This is a genomic window from Sphingomonas sp. FG14 (assembly GCF_057809675.1).
In genome coordinates, this window is sequence record NZ_JBMDKK010000001.1 from 370599 (window position 1) to 384020 (window position 13422).

At 64.8% G+C, this 13422-nt stretch carries 11 protein-coding genes; 5 read left to right on the plus strand and 6 right to left on the minus strand.

Annotated features, from left to right (window positions below; translation table 11 throughout):
- Positions 1–52: 52 nt before the first annotated feature.
- The 4 genes from ACODTA_RS01755 to ACODTA_RS01770 form a co-directional block, all read right to left on the minus strand.
- The gene (locus ACODTA_RS01755) at positions 53–1036 is read right to left on the minus strand and encodes a FecR family protein (protein ID WP_489064085.1); all 984 of its coding nucleotides are present in this window, start codon (positions 1034–1036) and stop codon (positions 53–55) included.
- A gap of 1 nt (position 1037) precedes the next feature.
- Complete coding sequence (locus ACODTA_RS01760) at positions 1038–1547, minus strand: sigma-70 family RNA polymerase sigma factor (RefSeq protein WP_489064086.1); 510 nt, start codon at positions 1545–1547, stop codon at positions 1038–1040.
- Positions 1548–1647: 100 nt separating this feature from the next.
- Complete coding sequence (locus ACODTA_RS01765; protein WP_489064087.1) at positions 1648–2148, minus strand: protein-tyrosine phosphatase family protein; 501 nt, start codon at positions 2146–2148, stop codon at positions 1648–1650.
- A 45-nt stretch (positions 2149–2193) separates the two neighbouring features.
- A complete protein-coding gene (locus tag ACODTA_RS01770) occupies positions 2194–2562 on the minus strand; it encodes a hypothetical protein (RefSeq protein ID WP_489064088.1) in 369 nt (122 codons plus the stop codon).
- A 129-nt stretch (positions 2563–2691) separates the two neighbouring features.
- On the opposite strand from ACODTA_RS01770, the gene ACODTA_RS01775 reads away from it, so the two are divergent.
- The 3 genes from ACODTA_RS01775 to bchE all read left to right on the plus strand — a co-directional run bounded on the left by ACODTA_RS01775 (position 2692) and on the right by bchE (position 7639).
- Positions 2692–3228, plus strand: a complete 537-nt coding sequence (locus tag ACODTA_RS01775; RefSeq protein WP_489064089.1) for a carboxymuconolactone decarboxylase family protein — start codon at positions 2692–2694, stop codon at positions 3226–3228.
- Positions 3229–3318: 90 nt separating this feature from the next.
- Entirely contained in the window at positions 3319–5880 is a 2562-nt protein-coding gene (locus ACODTA_RS01780; RefSeq protein WP_489064090.1) for a S9 family peptidase, read from the plus strand.
- A gap of 217 nt (positions 5881–6097) precedes the next feature.
- Entirely contained in the window at positions 6098–7639 is a 1542-nt protein-coding gene (gene bchE, locus ACODTA_RS01785) for a magnesium-protoporphyrin IX monomethyl ester anaerobic oxidative cyclase (protein WP_489064091.1), read from the plus strand.
- Here bchE and ACODTA_RS01790 read toward each other — a convergent pair.
- The gene (locus ACODTA_RS01790; RefSeq protein ID WP_489064092.1) at positions 7627–8094 is read right to left on the minus strand and encodes an SRPBCC family protein; all 468 of its coding nucleotides are present in this window, start codon (positions 8092–8094) and stop codon (positions 7627–7629) included. The two genes, bchE and ACODTA_RS01790, sit on opposite strands and share 13 nt — an antisense overlap.
- The gene (locus tag ACODTA_RS01795; RefSeq protein ID WP_489064093.1) at positions 8087–8788 is read right to left on the minus strand and encodes a DUF899 family protein; all 702 of its coding nucleotides are present in this window, start codon (positions 8786–8788) and stop codon (positions 8087–8089) included. Before ACODTA_RS01795 ends, ACODTA_RS01790 begins: the two co-directional genes overlap by 8 nt.
- Before the next feature lie 214 nt (positions 8789–9002).
- Here ACODTA_RS01795 and ACODTA_RS01800 point away from each other — a divergent pair, with 214 nt between their 5' ends.
- Positions 9003–10298 (plus strand): O-acetylhomoserine aminocarboxypropyltransferase/cysteine synthase family protein, encoded by a 1296-nt coding sequence (locus tag ACODTA_RS01800; RefSeq protein WP_489064094.1) that lies wholly within the window; start codon positions 9003–9005, stop codon positions 10296–10298.
- Between the two features lie 417 nt (positions 10299–10715).
- On the plus strand, positions 10716–13415 hold the full coding sequence (locus ACODTA_RS01805) for a TonB-dependent receptor domain-containing protein (RefSeq protein ID WP_489064095.1): 2700 nt from the start codon (positions 10716–10718) through the stop codon (positions 13413–13415).
- The last annotated feature ends 7 nt before the right edge of the window (positions 13416–13422 follow it).

Here is a 13422-nt window from a genome sequence, read left to right on the forward strand (position 1 = left end):
GGATGACGCCGGAAAAGGGGACAGGCTGACGGCGAAAAAGATGGAAAAAAGATCAGCGTGCACTCACCAATACGTCGCCATCGGCGTTCTGCGACACCGCGATGCCGGCGGTGCCGGCAATCGCCGCGAGTGCCCGCGGTGCGTCGGCCAGCGGGTAGCTGCCCGTCACGCGGACATGCGAAAGTGCCCGTGCATCGAACCGGACCGGTCGTCCGCGATAGCGGTTGAGTTCGGTCAGCACCTCGACGAGCGGTCGATCGTCGGCCTCCAGCCAGCCGCGCGTCCATGCGGCTGCCTGATCCGCATCGACCGCGCCGAGCCGGGTGACTCGTTCGGCACCGATCGTGGCGCGTTGCCCCGGAGCGAGCGTGACGCAATCGGAGACGTTCGTCGGCGAGGTGGCGCAGGCGCGGACGTGCGATTCCACCACCGTCACCAACGTGCGATCGCGGACGCGCTCGACGATGAAGGCGGTGCCAAGTGCCGTAACCGTGCCGTCGCGGGTTTCGACCTGGAAGGGGCGGGCGGCATTGGCGACAACCGTCGCCATGATCCGCCCCCGGAACAGCCGGACATGGCGGGACGCCGCAGCGTCATCGATGTCGGCGGCGCTGTCGGTATCGAGCATCACCGTCGATCCGTCGGCCATTGCTACGTTGCGCAGTTCGCCCGCTATGGTCTGGTGATCGGGGAAGAGGGCGCGGCCCGCGAAGCTCGTCGCGCCGAACCAGCCCGCCACCATGATCGCGCCCAGCCCCAGCAGGCCGCCGGCCAGCCGTCGCGTCGCTCCGCTTCCCTGCGATTGCCGCGCAGCGCGGGTGAGCGCTGTGCGCTCGATCGGATCCAGCCCGTCGAACCGGCTGTCGAATCCCCGCATCCGGTCGAAGGCCAGGCGGTGGCTGGCATGTTTCGCGCACCAGGCCTCACACGCATCGCGTCGTTCGGCGGTCACGGTATCGCTGTCCAGTTCGGCCACCCAGCGCGCCGCCTGGCGGATCACGGCGGCGCTGGGCCGTTCGATCGCTGCGTCGCGCATGTCAGGTGGGATACGCGAATTCGTAGCAGGCGGCATAGGCCCGCGCGATATGGCGCTTCACCGTGCGTTCCGAAACGCCCAGTTCCTCAGCGATCTCCGCATGGGACAGCCCGTCCACGCGGCGCAGCAGGAACGCCACGCGCACTTGTGCCGAAAGCGCGCCGAGCAGCAGCATGATGCCGTCGAGGAGCTGGGTCGCGGCGGCGATACGTTCGGGCGTCAGATCGTCGGTGTCACCGTGCATTTCGGCATGGGTGTCGAGATAGGCGCGCTCGATCTCGCGGCGGCGGACATCGTCGATCAGCAACCGTCGCGCGATCACCGCGAGATAACGACGGGGATCGGTGAGCGCTTCGGCCGGGCGTCGCTCGATGATCCGGCAAAACGTGTCCTGCACCAGATCCGATGCGCGATGCGGGCAGCGCGTCCGCCGTCGCAACCAGCTTTGCAGCCAATGGCCATGCGCGGCATAGACGCCGCCGATATCCAGTGCTGCCACCCGATCACTCATTTGTCAAAGCCGTCGCCATATCTAAGCATCGCATGGCTTCGGTAACGAAATTGCGAGTCGTTAGCAATTCATTGTGATGGGCTGATCGACAGATGTGCCTTCAACGCAAGCCTGCGGCCATGGCTTCGAATGCCATCAGCCAGTCAGTCTGGGCGGCCGTGTCTGGAACCGGTGTTCCCCGTGCGCGCGTAATCGCAGTCAGCGCATCGGTTGCCGCCATGCCGTCGAGAACCAGCACCGCGCCGGCGACGAGCGAAGACCTGCCGATGCCGGCCCGGCAATGGATGGCAACCGAGTCTCCCGCATGAAGGCGGGACAAGAGCGCGTTTGCAAAGGCTCTCGCGTCGAACATCTCGGGCACGCCCCGATCAGGGATCGGGAAAGAGAAAAATTCGATACCGTGCCGGCCACATAGGATCGGTTCCTCACGAAGCTCGAGGTCGAACACTTCATCCCGTTCAAGAAGGCTCGCGACCGTGGTGACGCCGGCATTGCGCCAGCCGGCGACTTCGTCCGTCAGCCAATCACCTGCGCGCGGGCGCGCCATGATCGCCAGGCGCCGTCGTCGAGGCGTGTCGATCCAGAAGATATCGGAGAGCAACAGCTTGGGTCCATTTCTGCTTGAGCCGGATATGGATAAGGTGTGTTATCGTGTTTGCCTGGCGCGCAGCAGCGCCAAGAGGGCGGTGGCAGCGATCACGATCGCCGCGCCTGCGAACATGCCGATCGACCCCCAGGGGTGAAACGCGTCGCCGGGATCGACCGGCCCGAAAAGCCAGTCCGGAGCGACAACGACCATCGGAAGCACGCAGAGTACGGCCCAGCCGAAAAGCCATCCCCGCAGCACGGCGGCGACGCAGAGCGCGGCCCAGGCGAGAAAGGCGAAGAGGCCGGGGTGAAGACCAACCAACCAGGCAAGGTCGGGCGCGATGAAGGGAAGCGCCAGCAGGGCGGCGAGCCATGTCGTCATGGTCGTGCCGCGTGTCGAACCGGCGCGGGCGTCGGAACCAGCCATCCTGTCCCTCCTGCGCGCGAGCCTAGCGTCGGCGAATATTTTCGCAACCATATGGCTATGCTGGCGAAGGGAGATTGAACTGCGCGTCGCGCGGCGGATACTGGATGGCGGACCGGCGCAGGAGGGACCATGCCGAGCATAAGCTATCGCGACGATTATGATGCCGATGCGGAACCGGTTGCGGCGGCGATCCGCGCGCGGCGCGGCGGGCAACTGCTCAATCTGGACCGGATGTTGCTGCACAGCCCAGGCATCGCCGCGGGCTGGAATGCGCTGATGGGGCAGGTTCGCGCGAGCCCCGCCATTTCGTCCCTTCATCGCGAACTGGCGATCTGCGCTGTCGCACGCATCAATGGCGCCGATTACGAATTCCATCATCATCGCGGGCCGTTCCTGGATGCCGGTGGCAGTCAGGCGCAACTCGATGCGCTCGATGACGTGGCGAGGGCCGCTGCGAACCACATCCTGTTCGATGCGGCTGAGTGCGCGGTGTTGGCGCTAGCCTATGAGAGTAGCCGCAATGTCGGGATCGATGCCGTGACGATGGATGCACTGCGGCGGCATTTTCCCGAACCCGCCGCAACCTTCGAACTGGTGATGGTGGTCGCTTCGTACAATATGGTGTCGCGGCTGCTTGTCGGGCTCGGAATCGAGCCGGAAAGTTGAGGCGCTCCAGCCATTTCTCCGATCATCAAATCATTGACGATCGAGGTCCTCTCGGGCCTAATCGGGTGAAATGGCGGGGCGGGGGGTTTTATGCGTAAGAGCTTTGTTCGGGCCGGAGCGATGGCGCTGCTGTTCGCGCCGGCCGCCGCCCAGGCCGCACCGGGCGATCGAGGTGCCGCCGTCACCGCGGTGCCGGCGCGCGCGCTGCGCTCGCCGGGCGGAGACCGCGCGGTCTGGCTCAACGAGGAGCGCAATGGCCTGTGGCTGGTCGAGCGCGATGTCCAAAATGGCGGATGGAGCGCGCCCAAGATCGCCTTCACCATCCGGGGCGGCGTGCGCAATCCCGTCTTTTCGCCGGACGGCATGGCGGTGGCGTTCGAGAATCCGCGCGGCGGCCACGTCACTGGCGGCTATGTTTCGGCACGCCAGACCGAATGGAGCTATATCGCGACCTTCGATTTCGGCAGCCGTCGCATCGCGTATCTGGAGCCGGCCTTTGCGCGCGACCTGGATCCGCGCTGGTCAGCGGATGGGCGACAGATCTCCTTCACGCGCAAGGCGGCAGGGCGGGCCGAGGCCCGGCTGACCATCGCACGGCCCGGTGCGGAACCTCCCGCTTCCACGCCGGCCCGTTATCCCGGCAGCTTCGCGATCGAAGCGGTGCTGGGCGCGCCGCTGGTCTATCAGCCCCAAGCCTCGGGCGATGGGCGCTCGATCGCCTATGTCGCGCGCGAAGGCCGCAAGCGCGCGATCTATTTCAAGCGTCTCGGCGAACCCGCACGCGCGGTTGCGGTCTATCCCGACGATGACGGGCAGGAATTGTCCGACGTCGCGCTCAGTCGCGACGGCAGGGTGCTCGTCTATGTGCGCGGCGGTCCGGTCAACAACAAGGGAGAGGTGCCCAATCCCCGATCGACGACGCAAGCACCGTCGCGCCAGATCTGGCGTGTCCGCACCGATGGCGGGGCATCGCCCGAGCTTCTGGGAACGGGTGAGGATCCGCAAATCTCTCCCGACGACACACGCATCGTCTGGAGTGCCGAACGCGGGCTGGTAAGCACGCCGTTGACGGGGGCTCTCGGGACGGGTGAGTTGCTGTTGTCCGGTACGGTCGCCAATCCGCGTTTCTCTCCCGATGGCCGGCGACTGGTCTTCGAGCGTGCCGGCCATATCGAATTGTTCGACCTGACCACGCTCGACCGGCGGACCGTGACGAAACCCGCCGATGCGGTCGATGCCGGTCCGGTCTGGTCGCCCGATGGCGCAAATGTCGCCTTTCGCCGCGTGGTGGGCAAGCAGCCGACCTTTCTCGGCATCGGCTATGAAGGGCCTTATGTTTCGGCCGAACCCTGGTCGATCTGGAGCAGCAGCGGCGATGCCGGCGGGGAAGATCTGGCGCCGCGCCGGCTGTGGCAGGCGCAGCCCGGCATGGGCTCGGCCTTTTACGGGCTGACCCAGGACGCGACCAATACGGGCGTTCGCGCCGACCAGCTTTTCTGGTCGCGCAGCGGCCGGATCGGCTTTGTCTGGGAACGCGACGGCTGGCGCCATCTTTACGCGGTCCCCGAACGCGGCGGCGATGCCGTGCTGCTGACGGCGGGGGACGGAGAGGTCGAATCCGCCGCACTGTCCCATGACGGTCGCAGCCTGGTCTACAGCCACAATATCGGCGATCTCGACCGGCGGCATTTGTCATCGGTCGCGCTGGACGGTGGCGCTCCCCGCCAACTGACGACAGGCAACGCAAGCCAATGGGGCGCGACGCCGCTTGCGGACGGGCGGCTGGCCTATATCCATGCCGGCTGGGCCGATCCGCCGCGCGTGACGATCCGCGACGGCGACGGCGACGGCCGCAGCGCGGCGGAGGCGCTGCCCGCCATTCCGGCCGACTATCCTGCGAAAGCGATGGTCGAACCGCAGGCGGTGAGTTTTCCGGGCACCGATGGCGAGATGGCCTATGGCCAGCTTTTCGTGCCGCGCAAACCGCGCGGCTGCGGCGTCGTCTATGTCCATGGCGGCATCCGGCGGCAGATGCTGCTCGGCTATCATTATATCGACGCCTATTCGAACCTGTACGAGATGAACCAGTATTTCGCGGATCGCGGTTGCGCGGTGCTCTCGGTCGAATATCGCAGCAGCATCATGCGCGGCCACGCCTTCCGCAACGCGCCCGGCTGGGGCGATGCCGGCGCCAGCGAATATAAGGATGTGCTGGGCGGCGCGAACTATCTGAAGTCGCGGGCCGATCTGAAAGTGGGCAGGATCGGCATCTATGGCCTGTCGTGGGGCGGTTATCTGACCGCGCAGGCACTGGCGCGCAATTCGGATGTGTTCGCGGTCGGGTTCGACATGGCGGGCGTGCATGATTTCCTGAAGGGCGGATATCCGCATTCGCCAATGGCGCATGCCGGTAAATGGACCTCACCCGTCTATATCGCCGCGGGCGACGACGACCGGAATGTCGATTTCAACCAGTCGATGGTGCTGGCCGACCTGCTTCGCGCCAAACGGCCGGACGTGAAGATGGTCGAACGCGTCATCCCCAACGAGACGCACGACATGTACCTGACCTTCGAGACGCTGACCGACCTGTATCGCGAAGGCGGGGAATTCATGCTCGACGAACTGATCGGGGCGAAGGGGCAGGATTGATATGCTTGCGGCCCAAAAAATCCGTTCGGGCTGAGCCTGTCGAAGCCCTGTCCTTCTTCGGCGCTGCTGCAAAGAGAAAGGACGAGGGCTTCGACAGGCTCAGCCCGAACGGATGGCAAGGCTCCCAGCACGTCTGCACGATCTTTCCACATCCCGCACATCACCGCTCGACCTGAGCCTGCCATTCCCGTCGCGTCGCGGCTCAGGGAGGTCGGCAATGCGTATCGTGCTGGTCAATGTACCCCATCCCGCGATCGGCAGCCGCATCCCGCGCGAACAACTCCCGCCTCTCGGGCTGCTGAGCGTGGGCGGGCCGCTTATCGACGACGGCCATTGCGTGACGCTGATCGACGGTGAGTTCGGCCCCATGCCGATCGCGGACCTGGCAAGGGCGGTGACGCGGCTCGCGCCCGATGCCGTGCTGTTCGGCCATTCGGGCTCTTCATCGGGCCACCCCGTCATCGCGCGCGTCGCGGCGATGGTGGCGCGGGCATTGCCCGCCGCGCGCATCGTCTATGGCGGCGTCCACCCGACCTATTTCTGGCGAGAGGTGTTGCGCGACGAGCCCCATGTCCATGCGGTCGTGCGGGGTGAGGGGGAGGAGACCGCGCGCCGGCTGATGCGCGCGCTCGACCGTGGCGCGCCGCTGGACGATATTCCCGGCATCGCCTTCCGCCGCGACGGCGTGCCCGTCGCGACCCCGGCCGCGCCCGTGATCGCCGATCTCGACGCCTATCGGGTCGGCTGGGAACTGATCGATCATGCGCGCTACAGCTATTGGGGCGGGAAGCGCGCCGTCGTCATCCAGTTCTCGCGCGGTTGCCCGCATCTGTGCACCTATTGCGGCCAGCGCGGATTCTGGACGCGCTGGCGCCATCGCGATCCGGTGAAGCTGGCGGTCGAGATCGCATATCTGCACCGCGTCCACGGCGTGGAGGTCTTCAACTTCGCAGACGAGAATCCCAGCGCCGGGCGCAAGGCCTGGCGGGCCTTTCTCGAGGCGCTGATCGCCGAGAATGTCTGCGTGACATTGGTCGGTTCCACCCGCGCCGACGATATCGTCCGCGATGCCGATATCCTGCATCTCTACAAGCAGGCTGGGTTCGAGCGGTTCCTTCTCGGCATGGAGAATACCGACGAAGCGACGCTGAAGCTGATCCGGAAAGGCGGCACCACCACCGCCGATCGTGAGGCGATCCGGCTGCTCCGCCGACACAATATTCTGTCGATGGCGACCTGGGTCGCCGGGTTCAGCGATCAGGGCGATGCCGATCTGTGGCGCGGGCTGCGTCAGTTGATTTCCTATGATCCGGACCAGATCCAGGCGCTGTACGTGACGCCGCATCGCTGGACGCCCTATTATCGCGAGGCGAAGGACCGCCGCGTCGTCCAGCCCGACCGTACCCGCTGGGATTACAAGCATCAGGTGCTCGCGATGGAACGGATGCCGCCATGGCGTCTGTTCCTGTGGGTGAAGGCGATTGAGGCGATCGCCCAGCTCCGCCCGCGTTCATTGCGCCGTTGGGTCTGGAACCCCGATCCCAGGATCCGCCACGCGATCCGCTGGTATTACCGGATGGGCAGGCGCGTCTGGATCCACGAGATCATCGGTTTCCTGTTCCGCGACGCGCGACGCGATGACGGCCGCACCGTCGAGGATCATTTCGGCGAGACCCAGGATCATGAGGAGGAAGCATCCTCGGTGCTCCGGCGCGCACGCGCGGCTTCAGCGATCGATGCGCCGCTTCATTCGATATAGGCGGCCAGGTTGGCGAGCGTGGAGTTCATGCCTGCCTGGTGATCCTTGGGGCTGATCCCGCCCGGCACATTCTCGCAGGCGATCGCGACTTCGGTGCCGCCCGGCACCGGCGTCAGGCTGGTGGTGATCTTCATCGTGCCGGCGAAAGCGGGATCGTCCGATTGGAAATCGACCAGTTCGACGATGCGCCGGCCCGGCACCAGCTCGGCGAAGCGCCCATCGACAATGTCGGTATCATTCGAACTCTTGCCATGCGCCGATCCGGCATCGTCGTAGGTCAGCGTCATGCGATAGCTGCCGCCCTCGCGCGCGTCGAAGCTATCGAACCGGCCGGTCATGCCCGCGGGCGGCCGCCAAACCGCCAGCGCCTCCGGATCGACAAACGCCAGCCAGATCGCCTCGGGCGTCGCGTGGATGATGCGGGATGCGCGGTCGATCCGCTGCGGATCAGTCATAGTCGAGTTTCGGATACCAGTCGCCGCCGCGCCCCTCCGGCGTGGTGTCGAGCAAGGTCCAGAGCGGATCGAGATCGGGGGCGCCACGCGGATCCTGCCCCGGATCGGCCATGTCGCCGCCGATCTCGCCGCTCCAGAAATGGCGGATCGTGCCGTCGCGCCGCGTGAAGACGGTATAGCCGGGCATGTCGGCATCCTCCGCGCTCACATAGGCGCGCGTGAAATCGCCATCGCCGTCCGAATAGACTTTGAGTTGGTTCCAGCCGCGTTCCCGCTTGGCCGCCACCAGCCGTTCGATCGGCGATCGCGCGACCATCGCCAGCGCGACGCGTTGCTCGATATCGGGCACCTTGCCCTCCAGCGATGCCATGAACGACGTGCACATGGGGCAGGGGCGCTCGCGCTGCGGACCGAACATATAGCTGTAGATGACGAGGCTATCCCTGTTTCCGAACAGGTCGCGCAGCGTCACCGATCCGTCCTCGCCCACGAAGCGATAATCCCTGGTCACCTCGCCGCCGGCCGGCAGCTGGCGACGCTGTTCGGCGACGCGCTCGATATGGCGGCGCAGTTCGATCTCCTCCGCCAGCAATGCATTGCGCGCCGCCCGATATTCGGCGCTTTCGTTGGGAAATTGCGCGGTGTTGCGTGCGGCCAGCGCCCGCGCCGGGGTGAGGGAATCTTCTGCCGGCATCATCCGCTCCTGAGGTTTGTCTTGATAAAAGTTGATATCAACGTGATTTTCGGCTGTCAAAGCCGACGGTTGCGCAATGCGATCATCGGCACCAACGGCGCGGTCGGCGGCAGATAGAACGCTCGGCTTCGATTGTGGTGCCGGCGGCCCCTCTGGCGCTGCTGATCGTCTCGGGCTAACCCGATGCTTCGATCGATCAGCAGGAGAATGGATTGTGGCTGGAGGGAAGTATCGCGCCGAAACACTGGCCTTGCACGCGGGCTGGCGCGCTGATCCGACGACGGGCGCGGTGGCGCCGCCGATCTTCCAGACGACATCCTATCAGTTCCAGAGCGCGGAGCATGCCGCCAACCTGTTCGCGCTCAAGGAACTCGGCAATATCTACACCCGCATCGGCAATCCGACGATCGATATCCTTGAGCAGCGCATCGCGGCGCTGGAGGGTGGTGCCGCGGCGCTGGCGGTTTCGTCGGGTCAGGCGGCTTCGGCCTATTCCATCCAGAATCTGGCGCGCGCCGGGGACAATATCGTCAGCGGTACAGACCTCTATGGCGGCACCTACAATCTCTTCGCCAACACGCTGCGCGACATGGGGATAGAGGTCCGCTTCGTCGATCCCGCCGATCCCGAAGCTTTTGCGCGCGCCACCGATGATCGCACGCGCGCTTATTATGTCGAGACCCTGCCCAATCCCAAGCTGGTGGTCTGCCCGATCGCGGAGATCGCCGCCATCGGCCGGCCGCTCGGCATTCCGCTGATCGTCGACAACACCGCCGCGCCATTGCTTGCCCGGCCGCTCGATCATGGCGCGGCCATCGTCGTCTACTCCACCACCAAATATATCGGCGGCCATGGCACCTCGATCGGCGGCATGATCGTCGATGGCGGCAATTTCGACTGGGAAGCCTTCCCCGATCGCCAGCCGCTGCTCAACACCCCCGATCCCAGCTATCACGGCGCCGTCTGGGCGCAGGCGGCCAAGCCGCTCGGCCCGATCGCCTATATCCTGCGCGCCCGCACCGTGCTGCTGCGCGATCTCGGTTCGGCCCTGTCGCCCTTCAACGCCTTCCAGTTGATCCAGGGTATCGAGACGCTGGCGCTGCGCATGCCGCGCCATTGCGAGAACGCGCTCAAGGTCGTCGAGTATCTCGCCGGGCGCAGCGACGTCACGCGGGTGATCCATCCCTCGCGCCAGACCGGCGAGCAGCGGGCGCGGGCGGACCGTTATCTGACCGGCGGGCTGGGCGCGTTGCTTGGTTTCGAACTGGCAGGCGGCGTCGAAGCGGGGCGCAAGTTCATCGACGCGCTCAAGCTCTTCTATCATGTCGCCAATATCGGCGATGCGCGCAGCCTGGCGATTCATCCGGCATCGACCACGCATTCGCAGCTCTCGGCTGAAGACCAGGTCGCGACCGGAGTTTCGCCCGGCTATGTGCGGCTGTCGATCGGGCTCGAGCATATCGACGATATTCTCGAGGATCTCGCGCAGGCGCTCGACGCGGCAAGTTAGGCCCTGGGCAATCCGTCATTGCGAGTGATGCTGCGCACGCCTGTTAGCGCAGTGCCATTGGGTTTTCTCGGAGCTTTGCCTTCGCAAGGATGACCCGACTCCGCTGAATCCGCTTCCCGGGGCGTCAATTCTCACGCCCTGGCAGCACTGATTCCGAGTCGTTCGATGCACGTGGCGCGCCTTCGGCCACGTCCCTTTTCGGGGCGGGGACCGACCGGCGCGCACCCGTTTTTCCTCCGATACGGAAATTTCGGCCGAAATTGAGGGGTAGCGGCTTTGCCTGCGTATTGATGTTACCGGCTGCGACCTTCTGGTTTGAATATAACTATTTGAATTAAAACAAAGAATATGTATTGACCTGTATATACAACCAATGCTCTCTGCTGGAAATCACAACAGGAAACAGGGGGTATTGTCATGAGGATGAGAACGGCGCTGCTGATCGGAGCGGCATCGATCGTCGGCATGTCGACGGCTGCGACCGCGCAGTCGAGCCAGGCCGTGAACGCGGAGGGCGAGCCGGCGCAGGTCAGCGACATCGTCGTGACCGGATCGCGCATCCGCCGCCCGGACCTTGCCGGGGTCGGTCCCGCCACCGTCGTCTCGGCAGAGCAGATCGAGAATACCGGCCTCACCAATATCGAGACGGTGCTGCAGCGGCTTCCCGCCAATGCCGGTTCCGCAGGCAACCAGACGTCCGCCTATTGGACGGGCAATGGTTATGGCACGGCGCAGGTCAATCTGCGCGGCCTCGGCATCAAGCGCACGCTGGTGCTGCTCAATGGCCGCCGTCTCGTCGCGGGCGGCACCGGTGCCAACTCGTCGCCCGATCTCAACATGATTCCGGTCGTGGCGCTTTCGCGTAGCGATGTTCTCAAGGACGGCGCATCCGCCATCTACGGCGCGGACGCGATGGCTGGTGTCGTCAATCTGGTGACGCGAACCGATTATGAAGGGCTGGGCATCAATGCGCGCTACGGCATCAGCGAGCGCGGCGATGGTTCGGACTTCACCGCCGATCTGATCTGGGGCATCCGCAACGATCGCGGCGGTTTCATGGCGGCAGTCACCTATCAGAAGACGAGCGCCGTCAACATGGCCAGCCGTGCGCCCTGTTCGCTGGCAGAAACGACGCCGGGCAAGCTCGCATGCGTGAACAGCGCCTCCACCGTTGGCGGCCGTGCGGTGTTGCCCAATGGCCAGCAGATCAATTTCAATCAGGTGCCGGGTGGCAACGGCAATTTCTACGAGCCCTACGGCGCCGCCAAGCACAATTTCAATTCGGCGCCGTTCCTCAATGCGGTCAGCCCGATCGAACGCGTCAGCACCGCATTCTTCGCGGATTACGACCTGACCGACGGCATCGAGGCGTTCGGCGAATTCCTCTACACCGTCCGCAAGTCCAACCAGATCGCGACGCCGGGGACGCTGCGCAATCTCTCGATCGCGGCAAGCAATCCCACCAATCCGACGGGGCAGAATATCGTCCTGATCCAGCGCCGGCTCGCCGAACCCGGTCCGCGCCAGTTCTTCCAGGAAACCGATACCTGGCAGGGTACGCTCGGCTTGCGCGGCAAATTCTCCAACGACTGGACCTGGGAAGTCGCGGGAAGTTTCGGCCGCAACACCGCGGTCGATGGTTCCACCAATATCGCGAATCTTGAACGCGTCGCCAACACGCTCGATACCGGCAAATGCAGTCTGGCCGCCGGCGCCGCGATCCCGTGCGGCGACTATCTCGGCTTTGGCGACCTGACGCCGCAGGTGCTCGACTATATCCTGTTCACCTCGCGGGATCGTGGCGGCAACGAGCTTGCCACCGTCACCGCCGACCTGACGGGCAGCCTGTTCGACCTTCCGGCCGGCGCTGTCTCGTTCGCGACCGGCGCGGTCTATCGCAAGGAAAAGGGCTGGCGCGATCCCGATCCGCTGACCGTGCTCGGCGTCGCCAACACCAACCAGCAGGATCCGATCTCGGGCTCGAGCACCGCCAAGGAGGCGTATCTTGAATTGTCGGTGCCGGTACTCGCCAACCAGCCCTTCTTCAAGGCGCTGACCCTGGACGGTGCAGTGCGCTATTCGAACTACGACCTGTTCGGCGGCGACTGGAACTACAAGCTGAGCGCGGACTGGGTGATCGATGACGGCTTCCGCCTGCGCGGCACCTATGGCACGGGTTTCCGCATTCCCAACGTGCCCGAACTGTTCGGCGGCGTATCCGAAGGCAATCTGACGACGACCGATCCGTGCAGCCGTTATTCGACGAGCGGCAATGCGACCTTGATCGCGAATTGCCAGGCGTCCGGCGTTCCGGCCAATTATGTCCAGCTTGGCACGACGATCCTGACCACCGCCGGCGGCAACCAGAATCTGAAGCCCGAAAGCTCGACCACCTGGACGATCGGTACGGTGATCCAGCCGAAGAATCTCGTGCCGGGCCTGTCGCTGACCGCCGACTGGTTCGATATCGACATCAAGGATGCGATCCGCGCGATCCCGGGCTCGACCAAGCTCGCGGTCTGCTATGCCAGCGCCAATCTCTCGAGCGAATTCTGCGACGATTTCACGCGCAGCCCGCTGACCGGCGAAGTCACCTATCTGTCCGCTCAGCCGATCAACACCGGTCGCGAGCGGATGAGCGGGCTCGATCTCGGCCTCGTCTACAGCCACATGATCGGCGATGTCGCGGTTTCGCTCGATCTCAACGCGACATGGCTCCGGAAATATGTGGTCCTGCCCTTCGTGGGCGGAACGCCGATCGATTTCGACGGGCATATCGGCGGCGGCAATGGCGGCTATCCGAAATGGCGCGGCTATGGCGTGCTCACTGTGGAGAAGGGCGGCATCAGCGCGACCTGGTCGACCCAGTGGATCGGCAAGGCGACCGACTTCAATGCGGCACGCACGGATATCGGCTACAGGACGCCGAACGTCTTCTATCACAATCTCCAGCTTGCCTTCGAAATCGACGGGAAGACGCGCTTCCAGATCGGTGCGGACAATCTGTTCGACAGGAAGGCGCCCTATATCAAGAGCTTCACCGATGCGAACACCGACACCATGACCTATGATCTGCTCGGGCGCCGGTTCTATGTCGGTTTCCGGACCGCGTTCTGAACGGGAC